General features: G+C 45.0%; 20 protein-coding genes. 1 reads left to right on the top strand and 19 read right to left on the bottom strand.

Annotated features, from left to right (window positions below; genetic code table 11):
• Positions 1 to 84: 84 nt before the first annotated feature.
• The 19 genes from tmpA to miaA form a co-directional block, all read right to left on the bottom strand.
• Positions 85 to 909: a ZIP family manganese transporter TmpA gene (gene tmpA, locus MK370_RS00920; RefSeq protein ID WP_268683793.1), complete on the bottom strand. Its 825-nt coding sequence runs from the start codon at positions 907 to 909 to the stop codon at positions 85 to 87.
• Positions 910 to 932: 23 nt separating this feature from the next.
• Positions 933 to 1,403 (bottom strand): 8-oxo-dGTP diphosphatase, encoded by a 471-nt coding sequence (locus MK370_RS00915; protein WP_268683792.1) that lies wholly within the window; start codon positions 1,401 to 1,403, stop codon positions 933 to 935.
• A 115-nt stretch (positions 1,404 to 1,518) separates the two neighbouring features.
• On the bottom strand, positions 1,519 to 2,535 hold the full coding sequence (locus MK370_RS00910) for a hypothetical protein (RefSeq protein WP_268683791.1): 1,017 nt from the start codon (positions 2,533 to 2,535) through the stop codon (positions 1,519 to 1,521).
• Entirely contained in the window at positions 2,526 to 3,644 is a 1,119-nt protein-coding gene (locus tag MK370_RS00905) for an NAD(P)/FAD-dependent oxidoreductase (RefSeq protein ID WP_268683790.1), read from the bottom strand. Before MK370_RS00905 ends, MK370_RS00910 begins: the two co-directional genes overlap by 10 nt.
• Before the next feature lie 11 nt (positions 3,645 to 3,655).
• Positions 3,656 to 4,453, bottom strand: a complete 798-nt coding sequence (locus tag MK370_RS00900; RefSeq protein WP_268683789.1) for a Nif3-like dinuclear metal center hexameric protein — start codon at positions 4,451 to 4,453, stop codon at positions 3,656 to 3,658.
• Positions 4,440 to 5,129 (bottom strand): tRNA (adenine(22)-N(1))-methyltransferase, encoded by a 690-nt coding sequence (locus MK370_RS00895; protein WP_268683788.1) that lies wholly within the window; start codon positions 5,127 to 5,129, stop codon positions 4,440 to 4,442. The genes MK370_RS00900 and MK370_RS00895 overlap by 14 nt, the downstream gene beginning before the upstream one ends.
• A gap of 141 nt (positions 5,130 to 5,270) precedes the next feature.
• Positions 5,271 to 6,059 (bottom strand): glutathione-dependent disulfide-bond oxidoreductase, encoded by a 789-nt coding sequence (gene yghU / locus MK370_RS00890; RefSeq protein ID WP_268683787.1) that lies wholly within the window; start codon positions 6,057 to 6,059, stop codon positions 5,271 to 5,273.
• A gap of 67 nt (positions 6,060 to 6,126) precedes the next feature.
• The gene (locus MK370_RS00885) at positions 6,127 to 6,807 is read right to left on the bottom strand and encodes a DnaD domain-containing protein (RefSeq protein WP_268683786.1); all 681 of its coding nucleotides are present in this window, start codon (positions 6,805 to 6,807) and stop codon (positions 6,127 to 6,129) included.
• 8 nt (positions 6,808 to 6,815) lie between these two features.
• Positions 6,816 to 7,757, bottom strand: a complete 942-nt coding sequence (gene metA, locus MK370_RS00880; RefSeq protein WP_268683785.1) for a homoserine O-acetyltransferase MetA — start codon at positions 7,755 to 7,757, stop codon at positions 6,816 to 6,818.
• Positions 7,758 to 7,904: 147 nt separating this feature from the next.
• Entirely contained in the window at positions 7,905 to 8,417 is a 513-nt protein-coding gene (locus MK370_RS00875; protein WP_268683784.1) for an adenine phosphoribosyltransferase, read from the bottom strand.
• Between the two features lie 312 nt (positions 8,418 to 8,729).
• Positions 8,730 to 10,949, bottom strand: coding sequence for a single-stranded-DNA-specific exonuclease RecJ (gene recJ, locus MK370_RS00870; RefSeq protein ID WP_268683783.1), 2,220 nt, complete (start codon positions 10,947 to 10,949; stop codon positions 8,730 to 8,732).
• A gap of 105 nt (positions 10,950 to 11,054) precedes the next feature.
• Positions 11,055 to 11,645, bottom strand: coding sequence for an HD domain-containing protein (locus MK370_RS00865; RefSeq protein ID WP_268683782.1), 591 nt, complete (start codon positions 11,643 to 11,645; stop codon positions 11,055 to 11,057).
• 57 nt (positions 11,646 to 11,702) lie between these two features.
• On the bottom strand, positions 11,703 to 12,323 hold the full coding sequence (locus MK370_RS00860) for a hypothetical protein (protein ID WP_268683781.1): 621 nt from the start codon (positions 12,321 to 12,323) through the stop codon (positions 11,703 to 11,705).
• Positions 12,324 to 12,836: 513 nt separating this feature from the next.
• Positions 12,837 to 13,547 carry a class I SAM-dependent methyltransferase gene (locus MK370_RS00855; RefSeq protein WP_268683780.1) on the bottom strand — a complete coding sequence of 237 codons (711 nt, stop codon included), beginning with the start codon at positions 13,545 to 13,547 and terminating at the stop codon, positions 12,837 to 12,839.
• A 6-nt stretch (positions 13,548 to 13,553) separates the two neighbouring features.
• Positions 13,554 to 14,309, bottom strand: a complete 756-nt coding sequence (locus tag MK370_RS00850) for an SDR family NAD(P)-dependent oxidoreductase (RefSeq protein WP_268683779.1) — start codon at positions 14,307 to 14,309, stop codon at positions 13,554 to 13,556.
• Positions 14,306 to 15,235, bottom strand: a complete 930-nt coding sequence (gene rnz, locus MK370_RS00845; protein ID WP_268683778.1) for a ribonuclease Z — start codon at positions 15,233 to 15,235, stop codon at positions 14,306 to 14,308. Before rnz ends, MK370_RS00850 begins: the two co-directional genes overlap by 4 nt.
• A gap of 10 nt (positions 15,236 to 15,245) precedes the next feature.
• The gene (locus MK370_RS00840) at positions 15,246 to 15,869 is read right to left on the bottom strand and encodes a cystathionine beta-lyase (RefSeq protein ID WP_268683777.1); all 624 of its coding nucleotides are present in this window, start codon (positions 15,867 to 15,869) and stop codon (positions 15,246 to 15,248) included.
• Positions 15,862 to 17,100 carry a GTPase HflX gene (gene hflX, locus MK370_RS00835; protein WP_268683776.1) on the bottom strand — a complete coding sequence of 413 codons (1,239 nt, stop codon included), beginning with the start codon at positions 17,098 to 17,100 and terminating at the stop codon, positions 15,862 to 15,864. The genes MK370_RS00840 and hflX overlap by 8 nt, the downstream gene beginning before the upstream one ends.
• Positions 17,101 to 17,131: 31 nt before the next feature.
• On the bottom strand, positions 17,132 to 18,016 hold the full coding sequence (miaA, locus tag MK370_RS00830) for a tRNA (adenosine(37)-N6)-dimethylallyltransferase MiaA (RefSeq protein ID WP_268683775.1): 885 nt from the start codon (positions 18,014 to 18,016) through the stop codon (positions 17,132 to 17,134).
• A gap of 82 nt (positions 18,017 to 18,098) precedes the next feature.
• On the opposite strand from miaA, the gene MK370_RS00825 reads away from it, so the two are divergent.
• Positions 18,099 to 18,269, top strand: coding sequence for a DUF3042 family protein (locus MK370_RS00825; RefSeq protein WP_268683774.1), 171 nt, complete (start codon positions 18,099 to 18,101; stop codon positions 18,267 to 18,269).
• Positions 18,270 to 18,328 lie beyond the last annotated feature (59 nt).

Here is an 18,328-nt window from a genome sequence, read left to right as displayed (position 1 = left end):
GGATGTCATCCTTTTCACTACCCTTAAATAAAAGAAAAAGAGCGGAAATTCCGCTTTCTTCCGCTCTTTGATTTTAAGTTGGTATCAACCCAAAGCCACATCCAAGACCATCATGAGAACAAAGCCCACCATGAGACCTAAAGTCGCCACATCTGTATTGCCATTGGTCTGCGAATCCGGTATCAGCTCCTCTACCACCACGAAAATCATAGCTCCTGCCGCAAAGGAGAGGGCATAGGGCAGAATAGCCGTCATAGCCATAACAGCAACTGCCCCAAGTACTGCCCCAATTGGCTCTACAATAGCAGACATGGAGCCCCAGTAAAAGGCTTTAAGGCGAGACTTGCCGTCCGTCCGAATCGGAATGGACAGAGCCGCTCCTTCTGGGACGTTTTGCAGGCCAATTCCCAAAGCTAGCCCAATCGCACCGACAAAGGCTTCCGGGCTAGGATTGGCGGCCAAAGCACCAAAGGCTACTCCAACTGCCAAACCTTCTGGAAAATTGTGAATGGTAATGGCTAAGAAAAGCAGAGCTGTCTTGGACAGCTTCTTGCGGCTATGCTCAGGAACACTCTCTGCCTCCGAAATGTCCTTGCTCAAGTGCAAGTGAGGCACCACAGCATCAATCAGCCGCAGGAAAAAACCTCCCACTAAAAAACCAATCGCTGCAGGCAGCCAGGATAGCTTGCCATAAGAACTTTGCGCATACTCAATTGACGGTGCTAGAAGCGACCAAAAGGAAGCCGCAATCATGACCCCTGCTGCAAAGCCCATCATAATATCCAGCAGCTTTCTGCTGATATTCTTAAAGAAAAATACAACAGCCGAGCCTACAATGGTACATCCCCACGTGAAAAGTCCAGCCAAGAAAGCCTGCATAACTACAGGCTGCGATCGTAACCAGTCCATAAACTTCTCCTTATCCTCTGAAATCAATCATACAAAATCGTCTTAGTTTCCCCGATACAGTGTTTTTCCTCATTCCAGTAATGAATCCGCTCGAAAGATCCTTTCCGCCAGTAGAGAGGCAAACGTTCACGTATATCGTCCTGCATATCTATTTGGCCAAGTTCCGAAATCTTCCACCATTTTGGCTCTCCTTCATGATCGTTTCCCCTGACTTGTCCTTCAAATGCAGTACAAAGAAAATCGTAATACACATACCGTTCTTTTTTACTCGGATTGGTGAAGCCTGAAATCCCCTTCAATTCCATATTTAGAACAGTCAGCCCCGTTTCTTCTTTTAATTCGCGCCTTGCAGCTTCGAAGAAAGATTCTGGAAACTCCACCTTCCCGCCTGGTTGTATCCATCCCTTAAAGTTATCATGCTGGCGATTAAGTAGTAGGATTTCTTCATCTTTTTTTACACAAATATTGACCCAATTCAAAATAGTCTCTGTCATATCAAACCTTCTTTACATAGAAGTAGTAACTTTAAGAAAAACTCAATCATAAAACTTTCACAAACAACAAGCTGTGATTTAAAGTAATACCTAAAAAACTTACTCTAACTTAATATTATTTATTTTGGATAGAAAATCTAACTATCTGATGATTTTGAACAATGACTTCGTATTTACCAAATCCAGAATGTTTACTATTACTTCCGACACCAATTGCCATAAGATAGCGTGCATTTGGTAGCTTAGTTAAATCTAGCTGTTCTTGTAAAATCTGTTTGATTTTATCATCATTCTTCTGGTCTTGGCCAATACTAATGATAGATCCATCATCCTGCTCCACGTTCAAAGTTACTTTCATTTCAATGGCAAGAGCCTCTTTTTCCAACATATCAGAAATAGGGATTGGATACAAGCCCTGCAAAGGCCGGCCTTCTTCCCGATTCTTTTTTATAAGAGCCTCGTATTCATCAATATTGGGCGCATCTTTATCTATCATAAAATCAAGAGATTCTAGATGCAACTTCTTCTTATCAGCCTTTTTGAAGCTATCTTTTACAGTCTGTAAAGTTTCACTAAAACCCGGGCTCAGCTCAAGTCCTCTATAAGCGATACTAGGGAAAGCTTGATAAATTGCGTCTCCATTTTCAAGCTTTAGGTCAATATCCATTTTTCCCTGTTTCTTATCCCGAGAGGTGTAATATTCAATTTGGTCACCAATCTTAACCGTTTTCCCGTTAATTTCCTCAGAATACTCGGCGCTGATTAAATAACCAGAAAAAGTGGTGTAGTTCTTCTTAGCATCTAAAACTCTGACCTTTCCTTCAAAACCACTCTGCTCATAAGAGCCTTGGACAGCTAGTTCCATTTTATCTTTCGGTACTTGCGCAAAAACTCCCCACATGTTTGTGAAACTCAGAAACATAGAGACAAGAGCTAATAAAACAATGATTACCACACTAGATAGAAAACAACCTAAGACACCGAAACCTATTTTATGTTTGGTATTCTTTACTAGTACCTGATTTTCACCATTATTATGAAAAACAAGAGGATGTTGAGAACGACTTTTGCGTCTAGTAAATAGAATAAATGATATTGATAATACTAGTAAAATGAAAAATATTAAAAACATTTATCTTCCTTAAGCGCCTTCTTCTTCACATACCGCTCAATAGGATAGTCAGCTGAATCTAGCACCCCCGCTTCTTCTAGAGCCATCTGGGCCAATTGGCGTCCGATAAGCGGGCCAGTTGTCAGACCAGAAGAGCCTAATCCGCTGGCAGCGTAGACATGCGGTAAGTCTGGAACAGCTCCAAAGAAAGGTGCAAAGTCGCTGGTATAAGCCCGTGTTCCCACGCGCTCACCTAAAATCTCTGCAGTAGCCAACCTCGGCAAGTAAGTTTCCGCTTCTTGCTGCAACTGATTTAATACCGCCTTATCTACCGTTAAATCAAAGCCCTGATCATTTTCATGACTGGCACCGACGCTGACCTTGCCTGCTGGAAAGGGAATAATATCCAGCTCACCCTCAGGCATCACAACAGGGTAGTCATCCGTCTGGTCAGCCAGTTTAAAATCACGTAGCTGTCCCTTTTGCGGCCGAACATCTGTCTTATAGCCCAGTGGCTGCAAGATTTCTCCCAGCCAAGCCCCCACAGCCAAGATCACACAGTCAAAGCTGCGTCCGTCCACAAGAAGTTGCTCTCCTTCCACTGTCAAACTTACCTTTTTCTCAACCAGTTTTGCCTTGCTGGCTTTCAGAAGCGTCTCCGTCAAGAGCGCTCCCTCCACACGGGCACCGCCGGAAGCATAAAGAAGTTGATCAAAGCCTTGCAAATCTGGAAATTTCTCCTGGGCTTCTTGACGGCTGAGAAGACTCAGGTCCCCTATTAAGGGCGACTCTTCTCGGCGATTAGAAGCTAAATCATAAAGCTCCTGCAGCTTGCTCTCATCCTTTTTCAGCAGATAAACACCTGTCTGTTGGTAAAAGTCTGTCTGGATTCCAGCTGCTTTCAGTTCCGTAATCAAGTCCTGATAAAAATCAGCGCCCAAACGCGCCATCCTGTACCAAGCCTTGTTACGACGCTTGGAAAACCAAGGACTGATAATGCCTGCAGCTGCCTTGGTTGCCTGCCCCTTGCCGTCATCAAAGACAGTCATCTCCACATCTGGGGATTTGGACAGATAATAAGCTGCTGTTGAGCCGACAATCCCAGCTCCAATCACTGCTACTCTTTTCATATCGCTTCCTCTCAAATATGTCGGAAAGGATTGGTCCAAGCCTGACTAGCCAGAATCTCAATCTCCCATCCCTCTTCTGACTTCCAAGTATCAAGCTTTTCTTTCAATTTTTCCGTAAAAAGAACCTCGATATGATGTCCAGGATCCAGCGCCAAAAGACCTTCTGTCAGCATCTCCTGAGCTGTATGATAGTAAATATCACCTGTTATGTAGACCTGCGCTCCCTTGACAATGGCCTCTTGATAAAAGGACTGACCGCTGCCACCGCAGATAGCTACACGCTCAATCACGCGTTCGAGATCCACTTCTTCATAAGCGACCAGACGCAAACTATCTAGTCCAAAAGTTGCCTTGACCTTAGCCGCAAAGTCCCCAAAGGTCTGAGGAGCAATCCTCCCTACGCGGCCAATACCATGTTCTGGCCCCGTCTGACTGAGAAAACTTGTCTCCTCAATCTCTAAAAGCTGACTGAACCAGTCATTAAGCCCGTCCTCCACGACATCAATATTGGTATGGCTAACATAGACAGCAATATCATGCTTGATGAGGCTTAAAATCATCTGATTTTGCGCCTTATCCGCCACTAGGTCCTTAAGCGGGCGAAAGATAGGCGCATGCTTAACGATAATCAGTCCAGCACCTGCCTCAATAGCCTCCGCCACTGTCTGCTCGCGAATATCCAATGCCACTAGAACCTTGTCCACTTCCTTATCCAAAGTCCCGATTTGCAGACCTGAAACGTCGCCCTCCATGGATAGTTCTTGCGGGCAATAGGCTTCATAACGGGCAATGATTTCACTTGCTAGCATGGAGCACCTCCTTGATACTTTCGATTTTTTGGGACATAGCAGAGCGTTCCAGCTGATTCTTTTCTGGAATATGAGTCAAAGCTCCTTCAAGTTTCTTCAGTTCTTTCTGCCATCTTAGCTGAAAAGCAGGTGACTGTTGCTTCATCAGAAAAGGCCCGAAACGCTTTTCTTGCTCTGTCAAAGTTTGCTGGCCAGCTTCTACTACTAGAATTTCGTAAAACTTCCCCGCCTCTTCTAAGACATCCTCAGCCAGCAAGCGAAAGCCGTTAGATACCAGCCAGCTGCGGAGCTCATCCTCTCGGTTATTGGGCTGCAAAATCAAGCGGGAAATAGACCCAAGCTTAGCTCTGCCATTTTCCAAAATCTCTGAAATCAAGCGACCACCCATGCCAGCGATAACGATGGTATCAATCTGATCCTCTGCTTCCAAAGCCGCCAGACCATTGGCCAAACGAACCTCAATCTGCTCTGTCAGCCCGTGATCTGCCACATTTTTCTGGGCAGACTGAAAAGGGCCTTCTACCACTTCTCCGGCCAGAGCCTTCTCAATCCGTCCCTCCTGAATCAGGTAAATAGGCAGATAGGCATGATCGCTCCCAACATCCAGCAACTTTGCCCCCTCCGGCACAAAAGCAGCTACTCGCTCCAAGCGTTGGGAAATAGTCTTTTTTTGCATTGCTTACTCTTTTCTAAACATTCTTCTATTCAGTATATCATTTTTAAGGGTATAAAAAAAGCAGCGGAGGAAAAATCAGCCTGTTGATAAACTGATTTTGTCTCGCCACTTGATGATGGGAAGTTCCTCCCCATCAAATGTTTATTTGATTTCCTGATACACGGCAGCTAAACCTCGCTGAACCGCCGGACGAGCTGCAATCTTCTCCGCCCAAGTAACTAGATGTTTGTAGGAGGTGGCACTCAAGAACTCAGCAGCGCCTGGATAAAGCTTATCCTGTACCAACTGCCCATACCAAGACCAGATAGCAATATCAGCAATACTGTATTCATCTCCAGCGATATAAGCTTTCTTGGCCAATTCTTTATCCAACAAATCCAGCTGTCGCTTGGCTTCCATGGTAAAGCGGTTGATAGGGTATTCTAGTTTTTCTGGTGCATAGTTAAAGAAATGACCAAATCCGCCCCCCAAGAAAGGAGCCGCTCCTGTCTTCCAGAAGAGCCAGTTGAGCACCTCAGTTCGACCGGACAAATCTGACGGAAACAGCTTTCCGAACTTCTCTGCTAGATAGAGTAGGATATTGGCTGACTCGAAGACAGGAATCGGCTTATGACCTGACTGGTCCAACAAGGCCGGAATCTTAGAGTTGGGATTGATTTTCACAAAATCTGAGCCAAACTGGTCGCCATCCATGATGCTGATCTTATAGAGGTCATAGGTTGCCCCTGTCACACCTGCTGCCAGAAGTTCCTCCAGCATAATCGTCACCTTGACCCCATTTGGAGTTCCAAGTGAATACAGCTGAAAAGGCGCTGTACCGACAGGAAGCTTCTGCTCAAAACGCGCTCCAGCAGTAGGCTGATTGATACCTGAAAATTTTCCTTGGTCGCTGTCCGCAGCAGACCAGACTTTTGGCAATTGATACGTCATACTTTTCTCCTTTTTTATAAAATCAAGGGCCTGTCATATCTAACAGGCCGCTGTAAATCAAATAAAGTCAATCCTTCCACAAATTCATGGCATTGAGGAAATCATCTGAAACTGTCACATTTTGAGGATTAGCTGCTTCGCGCTCTTCCCGCTTGGCTTCTACCTGAGCAAGCGTGGTGATGCCTTCTTTACGCCAATTGCGCAAGATAGCCTGAATATACTTCCAGTTGGCCTTGCCATTAAACACAGCCTCACGAAGGGCAGCCTTGATCAAGTCAGGATTTGTTTTGTCGTCTTGGACAGTCTTGGTCAAGTCCTCAATTTCAAAGGGGGTCAAGAGACGGCCCAATTCCTGCTGGAAGGTCTCCACCAAGTCTTTCAAAACATTCTGAGGTGCCTTTGCCACAGTCTGATGACCGCTTTTAGCTGCCAGCAGTTCATCCAGCTTTTCTAAAGCCGGTGAAGCATCAAAGATAACCTCTGTCTCTCCATTCAGCTCAATGGTCTTATACTGCAAGAGACCTTTCTCCGTCAGATGGGACATAGAGCGATTGACTTCTGACAGAGTCTTACCAATATGCTCCGCAATCTGACTAGGCGCTAGCTCTTCCAGAGAAGTCGTATTTTGCAGATAGAAAAACTGCCAGACCAAAAAATCATCGCTGGAATCAAAGATGTCCTTAAAATGTAAAAGAAGGGCACTCGGGATTACTAGGTTGCCCGATTTAAAAGCTGATAAATAAGTCATGTCACCTCTTATAGATAAGCAAAAAACGATACATCATTTTCAGGACTTTCCCAGTCGAAAGGCGTCTCCTGATAGACAGCATAATTGACCCAATTGCTGAAAAAGAGTGCTGCAGCCGAACTCCAACGCAAGGTCGGCGTCGCATGGACATCATCGTTTTTGAAATAATTCTCTGGAATATGTGGATTCTTCCCTGCCTTCAAATCGCGGAAATACTCTTTAGATAGAGTATCGCGGTCGTATTCCATGTGACCGAAACTATACACCTCTCGCAAGTCCCGGCTAGCCAACACAGAGAGGCCAGCGTCCTCTCCAAATGAGAGAATTTCCAGATTAGTCAGATTGACAATATCTTCCTTCAGAACTTCGGTATGACGGGAATGCGGCGTATAAAACTCATCGTCAAAGCCACGGAAAAGTAGATTACTGCTGTCAGCCGACTGGCTATAGACACCCGATAATTTGCGCATCATCTGGTGCTTGTCAACGCCGTAGCGAGCGTAAAGTCCAGCCTGAGCTCCCCAACAGATATGCAGAGTAGAAAAGACATGGGTCTTGGACCATTCAATCACCTGCTGGAACTCTTCCCAGTAGTCCACAGCTTCAAAAGGCAGATGCTCTACCGGTGCACCAGTGATAATCAAGCCATCAAAATAGCGATTTTTAACCTCATCAAAAGTTTTATAGAAAGTCTCCATATGCTCTGCACGTGTCGTTTTAGACTGATGAGAGCTCATGTAGAGGAAGTCAATAGTCAGCTGCAGCGGCGTATTAGCCAAGTGGCGCAGTATCTGGGTCTCCGTCACCATTTTCTGGGGCATGAGATTGAGTACCAGAATATTCAGAGGGCGGATATCCTGATGGTCCGCCCTATCGTCATCCATGACAAAGATATTCTCAGAACTTAAAATGTCAACAGCTGGCAGTTTCTTATCAATCTTAATTGGCATGAAAATATCTCCTTCAATCGTTAGAAAGGCTTGGAAATACTTTTCCAGCCTATTCTTTGTTTATCCAATGTACTTTCATTATACTGAAAGGAGATATAGTTTTCAATTATACTTTTTCTCTAACTAGATATAGCTAGAAACTATGTATTAATAGTGCATCAGAACCTTATAGTCGTAATCGCCAATAACTTCGCGACCCTTGAGCTCATCCAGCTCAATAAGGAAGGCACAGCCAGCCACTATACCGCCAAGGTGCTCAATCATCTCAATCGTTGCCTTCACTGTTCCACCAGTCGCAAGGAGATCATCTACGATTAGAACGCGCTGACCTGGCTTGATAGCATCTGCATGAATGGTCAAAGTATCTACACCATACTCTTTTTCATAGTCAGCTGAGATAACTTCACGAGGAAGCTTACCAGGCTTGCGGACTGGAGCAAAGCCGATCCCTAACTCAAAGGCAACAGGACAGCCCACGATAAAGCCACGAGCTTCCGGTCCAACAATCATGTCAATCTTCTTGTCTGTAGCATATTGAACAATCTCACGAACAGCGTAGCTGTATGCATTCCCGTCTGCCATCAATGGGCTGATATCACGGAATGTCACGCCTTCCTTAGGATAATTTTCGATTGTTGCAATGTAGTCTCTTAAATTCATGATATACTTTCTTTCAAAAAAATTTTTTACTCTCTATTATATCACTTTTTCATCCAAATGGTAATAGAAAAACTTACTTTTTAAGCCTATCTATTATTTACATAGAAAAGCCAATTTCACATTCATTTAAGGTAAATCTCACGAAAGTTAAAATCCTTTCCATCAAGTGGAAAGGATTAGATTGTTTCATAGAAGATGAGATGATTTCAAATCTATCGAACAGAGAGAAAAAATTCAGTTTTGACGCTTAAGATAATGCCATTCATCTAAAATTTTCTCCTTTGCGAGACTTAGGCTTAGTCCTTCATTATCTCATCTCTCCATCAAATAATCATAAATCTCCTGCACGGTGCCCAGTGCCATGAGTTCTTGTTCTTTGATTAGGCGCTTGAGGTCTTGGTAAATGTGACTACTGTCAATTTCTTTCTTTTCTGCTTCTTTATTGACCGTCATGACGCCTTCTGTGATGCTGACAAAGCCCAGCTCTTCAAAAATCTGAATCATTTTGACCAAGAGAATAGGGTCGATTTTCAGGTAAGCTGCCAGATCCTTTAGCTTATAGCGAACATCAAACTCGGGAAACTGATAGATTGTCTTATAGAGTTTGGTAAACTGCTCACGGTTACCATAACCTGTCAGATAGTATGGCTTGGCAATTTCATTCTTAAAGTAAATAGCTTCAAAATCCTGAGACTGAAGAATCTTCTTCAAGACTTTCAAATCATCAGGCAGGTCATAAACCACAACTGCTCTGCTATTTGTCAAATCTGGCAACTCCTCTGTGAAACGCAAGACTGGAACCTTGTCAGGCAGCGTCGCATTTTTGCTGCGGATATTGAAAAGCTGAACGCCGTCCACACGGGCATCTACCAGCATGAGCTGGAGACTAGTCTGTCCATTCCATTTATTGACAGAGAGGCTGACAGCCAGCTCCAGATTCTTGGTCTGGGCAAACTCTGTCGCCAGGTTTCCTTGCCCAAAAGCTACTACTTCAAAAGTAGCATCTTGCTGAGAAATTTTCAGCTTGAGATGGCTATTGCCAGCCCCCATAGTCCTAGCATTGTCCACTTTAAAGTCCTTGAGGTAAAAAAGCGGCTTCTTATTGTCCATACCAAAAGGAGCCAGTCTCTCAAAGCTTTTGAGTGTATCAAGGGTCAGCTCTGGCAAGTGTAGCTCCTCATCTAAATACAGGGCTGTTTTGCCAGCCAAATCCAAATTGTTGTCTAAGATATACTCTGTTAAGATATCAGCAAGCTCCGCCAGCTTGTCTGCTTCGAGAGTCATTCCAGCTGCTCCAGCATGCCCACCAAAGGATACAAAGAGGTCACGGTGGCTGTCTAAGGCCTCAAAAATATTGACCGCATCAATACTGCGGGCGCTGCCCTTAGCGATGCCATCCTCGATATTAAGCACTATGACTGGCTGGTGTAGCTCTTCCAGCAAGCGCCCAGCGACAATCCCTAGCACACCGGGATTCCAGCCTTCCTTGGCCAACACCTGCACTGGTCTCTTAGGGTCCAACATGGTTTGTGCTTCTTCATAAATCTGCTGGACGATTTCCTTGCGTTCGTCATTTTTCTGGTTGATCATAAGCGCAATGTCACGAGCTTCTTCGTCGTCAAAGCCTGTTAAAAGCTCAACTGCTGGATTGGGATCATCCAGCCGTCCCAAGGCATTGAGTCGGGGGGCAAGTTGGAAGCCAACCGTTTCTTCATCCAGTTCATCTGGCTGAATGCCTGCGATTTTGAAAAGTTCCTGAAGTCCTACTCGCTGGGTATTTTTGAGGACAGAGAGACCATATTTGACTAGAATCCGATTTTCCCCAGTCAGACTGACCATGTCGGCAATGGTACCGATAGCAACTAAGTCCAAAAGTTCGACTTGGACTTCTTCCAACAAGGCTGTTGCCAGCTTAAAAGCCACCCCACAACCAGCCAGATGCTTGAAAGGGTAATCCGAGCCGCTATGTTCCGGATGGACGATCGCATAGGCGTTTGGCAGCTCCTCAGGCATGGAGTGATGATCCGTCACGATGACATCCACACCCAGAGACTGGGCCAGCTCGATAGCTTCAAGTCCCGCCACTCCATTATCTACTGTAATAATGAGCGAAACTCCTTGATTTTCAATAAAATACTTGTAAACACTGCTATTAGGACCATAGCCGTCCGTAAAGCGATTGGGCAGATAGACCTGACACTCAGCCCCAAGCTGCTCCAATGCTTCCTTGACAATCGATGCCGAGGTCATCCCATCAGCATCATAATCGCCATAGATCAAAATCTGCTCGTAATTCTCAATCGCTGCACGAATCCGCTCCACTGCCCGCTCCATATCATGCAGGTCATAAGGGTTGTGAAGCTGGTCTAAACTAGGCTCCAAAAATTCCTGTAAGGCCTCTTCAGTCTGCACACCTCTTTGATATAGAAGACTGGCAGCGGCAGGTTCTAATCCAGCTTTCTTAGCTTTTTTTAAAAATTTTTCGTCTGTAAAATTAGTGGCAAACTGCCAGTCGTATTTTGAGCTAATCATGATAAGTGAAACACTTTCTCCGTTCAATCTTGTCTGAATATTATAACATGAAAAGACTGGTTCAACCAGTCTCAAACTTCTTATCTACGAGCAAAACTCTCAGGCTCACTCATCTAGGTAAAGCCCTTTAGCAACACTTTGCTCAATAACTTCCTGAGCCAATTCCCAAAGAGTTTCAGAGGTTTCTTGGATAAAGGATTTCTTAGCGATGACCTGCGACTTGGTCAGGCTATAAGGATTGTCATGAGGCTGAGCGACTTCCAAGTGATTGAGCAGAGGAACCAGAGCATCCGACACTCGGGCATATTTAGCCTCTATACTAATGCCGGTCTCGAACTCCTGCCAAAGCTCTAAAAAGGAATCCTGCTGATCTGACGGCAGCTTGTCCAAACTGATTTTCAAGGACTCCAACTCTCTATCGTAAGAATCGCTCTTGCCCACGTCGTCAAAGATAAAGGTATCACCAGCATATATTTCCCCCAAATCATGAATCAATAACATAGACATGACCTTTTCCAGATTAACTTCTTCGGGAATATATTCTCGAAAGACTAGCGCAATGAGCGCCCCCTGCCAACTATGCTCAGCAGAATTCTCAAAACGATAGGCGTCCAAGGTTCTGTTGTTCCTATGAGTGGCTTTCAGTTTTTCCAGCTCATTTGTAAAAGCTAACTGCTGTTTTAGACGTTCAAGCATGTGGAACTCCTTTGAAATGTTTTTATAGCTAATTCTATTCAAAATTGATAATCACTCTTAACTCTCTATATGATTTTCTTCAAAAACTAAACTTTCACTTCTTTTCTGTTTTTTCCCTCGCCATCGAATCAGCAACTCTGACGTCAGGTGGATCAGGATAATCGTCAGAAGGAAGGCCCAACGGCCAGTTTCCCACTTGGTCAAGTGCCGGGATTTGAGCAGAAAGAAAGATAACTCAATAAAGATAGGATGGAGGAAGAAATAAAGGATTCTTAGATCTTTTAAATGTCGCCAATTTTTTTCACGCTTCCACCGTGTTTTTAACAGCCAATTGAATAAGAAGAGCGTAAAGGGAATAAGAGCAAAGAAAAAGTTTTTATCCAGTTCCTGCCTCATGTAAACAAGTACTCCTTCGCCTACTAGGAAAAGACTTGCCAACAGAAGAGACAGCCAGCGTTTCTTCTGAAATAAGGCTATTTGCCCGTAATCAGCTAGAAAGTAGCCTAAATAGATAAAAATGGTCGTATAGAAGAGGCCATTCCTGCTAGTGAAAAAGAGCTTGGCATAGGCATCGTACCAGTCTGTCAGCAGACTAGGCGCCAGATAGGCGTGATAAGTCTCAATAGCACCTACGGCGTAGAGAACCATTAAAAGAGCAAATGTTTTCTTTGGACCCAATTTCCTCTACAAGAAATGGACTAGCAGCAAACCTAAGAGAAAGGCGGGAATATACCAGAGCTGGCAGCTCATTCCGATGTAGAAGAGCGCTGCTAGAACAGCCAGCGAAGCTAGGTAGAGAGGCAAGTGAAGAGAGTGGAAATAAGTCAAAGCATAGGGGAGATAGACCAAGCTCCAAAAGCCATAGACCTTTAAAATGCCTTTAATATACAGAGTCAGTTTCGTAGAACCGTGCTTTCGCTTCCAGCGTACTCGGAAAAAATAGGCTGAAGAAATTAAAAAGAAAGGGACCGCCAGCGGCCAAACATACTCTTCTGAATAAAATGCAGAGCTTCATGTTCAAAAAGCCTCTAGCAATGGACCAGAATTACCAAAACGGAAGCGATATATTGAAAAAGGCTGAGCAGGGCATAATTGACTGGCTGCCTTGGCCCTATGACTTCTCTCCTTTACATCAAGCTTTCTCCTTACGAGGTTTGTTTAAGATGTAAATGAGCACTTTTTTCCTTTGACCTAGGACTTGACTAGCCAAACATGCTGAAAGGCAGCAATGTCCCGATAAGGAGATTGGTTGCAGACTGCTAGCTCCATCTCAAGCATCTTTTCAGCCCAGTCAGGGGCAATTTTGTAGTCATTGGATTGCAGCCCGTAAAAAATCCGTATCCCTTGATAATCCTCAACTTCTAATGGATGGCCTGAAATCACATCTTGTATCTGATAGACCTTGGCAGCTCCCATGCTGTGGGTTAGATATTCCTGACCTTTCAAAAGCTGCTGGGCCTTTTCTGGGTCATTTTCAAAAACCACTGTATGCATAATTCGCCCGACCTCGTGATGCTTGACCAGAGAAATTTTTCCGTCATTTTTTAAGAGGCGGGAAAATTCTGCTAAATAAAGAGCAGGGTCAGATATATACTCTAAAACATTATGACAGATGATGACATCAAAAGACTGGTCTGGCAATGTTTGCAGAAGGTCCAAGCTGCCTTGCAATTGCTCATAATAAAAGTCCTGCTTGCGCTCAGCAATCATTTCTGGGTTAGGTTCGATGGCGGTCACTTGGTTCTTTTCCGCTAGATAATCAGCCACAATCCCAAAACCGCTACCGAAATCAAGAATTTTCTGGCTCTTCAGCGACTCTAGAAAGGCAAAAACAATATCATACTGAAGCCTGCCCCAAGGCGCCTGCAGATGAGCTTTGTAGGCTTGTAGATTAGCTGTCATAAAACCTCACTTGTAGTTAAACATATTGGCTGCCATCTTGTCGGCAATTCTTGGAAAAAGTGTATAAAGCATATGTGCAAGATTGAGAATGCCAGGCAGGTTGATTTCCCGCTTCTTTTTGCCAAAGCAACTGACGATTTTGCCAGCTACAAAGTCAGGCTCAAGGATATACTTGTCCACTGCTTTTACATAGGAACCGTCAGGATCTGCTTGATCGAAAAAGGAAGTTTTGATAGGACCTGGATTAACCGTCGTGACATAAACCCCAAAAGGCATGAGTTCCAAACGCAAGGCATTGGAAAAACCAATAGCAGCAAACTTGGTCGCCGAATAAAGACTGGACTTGCTACTTGCAATGAGGCCGGCCATACTAACGATATTGACGATATGTCCTTGACCTGCCTGCTTCATGCGAGCTCCAAAGATACGGGACAGGTTCATCAGGGCAAAGGTATTGACTTCAAACATGGCCTCAATATCACTGGATCTGATTTTGTCAAATTCTTCAAAAATCCCATAGCCAGCGTTATTGACCAGGACATCAACACGACCGTACTGGCTGTCAATCCGCTCAGCAAATCTTTCCAAAGCTGAGCTGTCAGTGATATCCAGCTCCACTAGGTCAAGATTTCCCCTTTCTCCATAAAGTTTTTCTAGCTTAGCCTTGCTCCGTCCGACCAAAATCAGTCGGTCATGGGGCAAGAGCTTAAACATTTCCTGAGCCAGTCCACCGCTAGCCCCTGTGATGATGATGGTTCTCATATCTCCACCTCTTCCAAGTCCTTGACCACATGGACCTTTTCAAAAACAGCACTGGCATCGCGACGCATTTGGCTGATGTCCTTAGCCAAAAAGCGAGCACTGATATGATTGAGTAGGAGGCGCTTAGCGCCAGCTTCCTTGGCTACTTCTGCGGCTTGCATATTGGTAGAATGACCGTGATTACGGGCCAGTTTTTCATCTCCCTTGCCATAGGTCGCTTCATGGACCAGCACATCTGCTGCCACAGCCAAGCGGACGCTGGCAGCAGTCTTCCTAGTATCACCTAGAATAGTAATGGTCTTGCCTGGACGAGGAGCTGAGATATAATCGGCTGCAATGATTTTGGTCCCATCATCTAGGACGATATTCTGACCGTTCTTGACTTTACCAAAGAGGGGGCCAAAGGGAACACCCGCTGCTCGTAGTTTGTCTGCATCCAGCGTTCCTTCCAAATCTTTCTGCATCACCCGATAACCCACGCAGAAAATCGTATGATCCAGCTTATCCGCATAAACAGTGAACTTGTCCGTTTCTAAAATCTTACCCAGACTGTTTTCGTCAAACTCATGAAAATCAATCCGATAAGGCAGACGGGAACCAGACACGCGCAGACTAGACAGGACAAAGTTCTTAATACCTTTAGGACCATAAATCTCTAGGTCTGTTTGCTCTTCATTGGCCTGAAAGGAGCGACTGGACAGAAAGCCCGGCAGGCCGAAAATATGGTCTCCATGCAGATGCGTGATAAAAATCTTGCTGATTTTGCGCGGTTTAATCGTCGTCTCCAAAATCTGGTGCTGGGTACCTTCACCACAGTCAAACATCCAGACCTCATTGATTTCCTCCAAAAGCTTGAGGACAAGGCTGGACACATTGCGAGCCTTGGAGGGCTGACCGGCTCCGGTTCCTAAAAATTGTAATTGCATGTTTTTCTTTCTAAATGATATAAATCATGGCAGAACGATTCTGCGAGTGATAGTATTTTCTACCAGCATAGGACTGAGCCAGCTGACTGACTTCATCTTGATTGTAGCCCAGAACTCTCTGACTGCCATCCGCTAGCTGCTGCCAATCGGTCAAAGCAGTCAACGCCTGACTGTCCACGACTTGAGACTCAGCATTGAGAGGCACCATTTTTATTCTCCCAGCTTCTTCGTAGACCAAATACTGTGGAAAGACTTGAGCGATTTCAAAGAGCAAGTCAGCTGTTACCGGCTCTGGCTTTTCAGGAAAGACCAAGCCGACTTTCTCTCTCTCATAGCAAAATCCATAGGACTTGCCAGAAAGATTGAGTCGGACAAAAGGTTTAGTTTCTACAAAGCTAGGCTCCGGATTCCACAAGTCCAGCGCCTGACTGATTTCTAAAAAATAGGCGGTCGCAGCTTCAGGACTTTTCTTTTGATAAAGCTCAGCAAAGTAAGCATTGATAACGCTGGGCGGTGGTGTGATGAAGCTACGCTTCTGCTCTTCTGTCAGCCCAGCCAACACTTGCTCTAAGTAGACCCTGTCTAGACTAGTAAAACCGCCGTATTTCAGGGCTAAATCTATATAATCAGTCATAAAATTCTTCCAGTTTCCATTTGTTTTTCTCGGCAATCCAACCTGAAATGGTTTCGACATCGTCTATATATTCTCGATTCCCCATAATCGCGACTTTCTCTAAATCATGAATCTTGTATGCTTTAGCCGGCGCTACCTTGATGGTAAAAGGCAAAAAGAGCTCTTTCATCCGCTCCAGCAGGACTTGCTGCAAAAGAGCTCTGCTATTGTCCGCCTTAGCCGAAATCAAAGAATATGGAGTCAAGGTCGGAGTGAAATCCTCCGCCTTGTCTGCTTTGTTATAGAGAGTCAATAGAGGAATATCCAGCATATCAAGCTCTTTCATGATGTCAAGGACGGTCTTTTCATGTTCCTCATGATGAGGGTCGCTGGCGTCAATAACATGGACCAGCAAATCGACATTTTTACTCTCTTCCAGTGTGGATTTAAAGCTGGATACTAGCTCTGTAGGCAAATCCTGAATGAAACCAACCGTGTCTGTCAGAGTGACATTGAGCTGACCACTGAGGTTGATGTTCTTGGTCGTGGCGTCTAGCGTCGCAAAAAGCTCGTCTGCTTCATACTGACTCTTACTGGTCAAGCAGTTCATGATAGTCGACTTGCCAGCATTGGTATAGCCAATGAGGCCGATTTTGAAAATACTGGATTCCAGCCGTTTTTCACGAACGGTTGCGCGATTTTTCTCCACAGCCTTGAGCTGGCGCTCAATATCATGAATCTGATTGCGGACACTGCGTCGATTGAGCTCCAGCTGGCTTTCACCAGGACCGCGGGAGCCAATTCCACCAGCCTGACGGCTGAGCATAATGCCCTGTCCAACCAAGCGAGGCAGCAGGTACTTGAGCTGGGCCAGATGCACCTGCAACTTGCCCTCATGACTCCTAGCCCTCATGGCAAAAATTTCCAAAATCAGCTGCATCCGGTCAATGACCTTGACACCCAAGCTTCCCTCCAGATTGACATTCTGCCGAGGTGTCAGACGGTTATTGACAATAACGGTCGAAATCTCTTCGGCATCAACCATCTGTCGGATTTCTCCTAACTTTCCAGATCCGACAAAGGTCTTGCTATCATACTTTTCCCGTTTCTGGCTATAGGAGCCAACTACTTCAGCACCTGCCGTCTTAGCTAGACTTTGCAGCTCCTCCATGGATAGGTCAAAATTCTCCGTGTCTGCCAGTTCCACACCGACCAAAAAGACACGCTCTGTTTTTTTCTCTGTTTCTATCATCTCATATCCTTACTAAGACTTGGTCAGCCAGCTACTTGTCCAAAAACTTCCTGATGTCCTCCATGACCTGATTTTTATAGTCTGGATTTCCCACCTGATAAAAGGTCACGGACATCCGGTTGCGAAACCAAGTCAGCTGGCGCTTGGCGAAACGGCGGGTATTTTGCTTGAGCTTGTCCACCGCCTCTTCAAGACTTATCTGACCTTCAAAGTAGGGGAAAAGTTCCTTGTAGCCGATACCCTTGCTGGCTTGACTGGTTGGAGCCTGCTCATACAGCCAACGGGCTTCTTCTAAAAGTCCGACTTCTAGCATCAGATCTACTCGCTGATTAATTCGCTCATAAAGTTTTTGTCGCTCATCATCTAGACAAATCAACAAAGCTTCATAATCTGGCTGGCTGTTTTCTAGTTGACCACCTAGCTGAGCAATCTCCAGCGCCCTCATAGCCCTGCGTCGATTCAGCTGGGGAATCTCGATACCCAGCTCTGCTATTTTCCCAAACAAATCCCCATCCGACCAAATGTCCAGCTGCGCCCGATAGGCCAGAATCTCCTCGTGAGGGACGGTTCCGCCCAGATGGTAGCCCTCAAGCAAGCTCTGGATATAGAGCCCCGTGCCACCGCATATGATGGGAAGCTGACCTTGAGCCGCAATCTCATGAATAGCCTGAGCCGCCTCAGTCACAAAATCATAGGCCGAGTAGCTTTCTCCAACCTCCCGCACATCCAGCAGATAATGGGGAACACCCCCCTGCTCTTCAGGACGAATCTTGGCCGTGCCAATATCTAAGCCACGATAGACCTGCTGACTGTCACCGCTGACGATTTGGCCATTGAAGCGCTTGGCTACCTCGATACTCAGAGCTGTTTTTCCAACTGCCGTAGGCCCCACTATCACAATTATCTTGGTTTTCATCTTTTTTCCTTGAAAAAATTTAAATTTTCTGTTAGTATTAATTATAACATAAATAATAAAAGTTCAGAAAAGGAGAAATCATATGGCTAAAGGATTTGGAAAAGGCGTTCTTACAGGAGTTGCAGCTACTGTTGCTGCTGTGGCTGGCGCAGTATATGCAGTCAAGAAAAAAGTCATCGAACCTGAAGAACTAAAACTCGCTTTCATTGAAGAAAACCGTAAAAAAGCAGCTCGCAAACGTGTAGCACACTAAGCCTGCACATTTCACTAAAAAGCCTGGAAAATGAACTGCACCCCAAAAGTTAGACAGAA

It is taken from the genome of Streptococcus sanguinis (genome assembly GCF_026781265.1).
GTDB lineage: Bacteria > Bacillota > Bacilli > Lactobacillales > Streptococcaceae > Streptococcus > Streptococcus sanguinis_T.
This window is presented reverse-complemented; position numbering and strand designations above follow the sequence as displayed.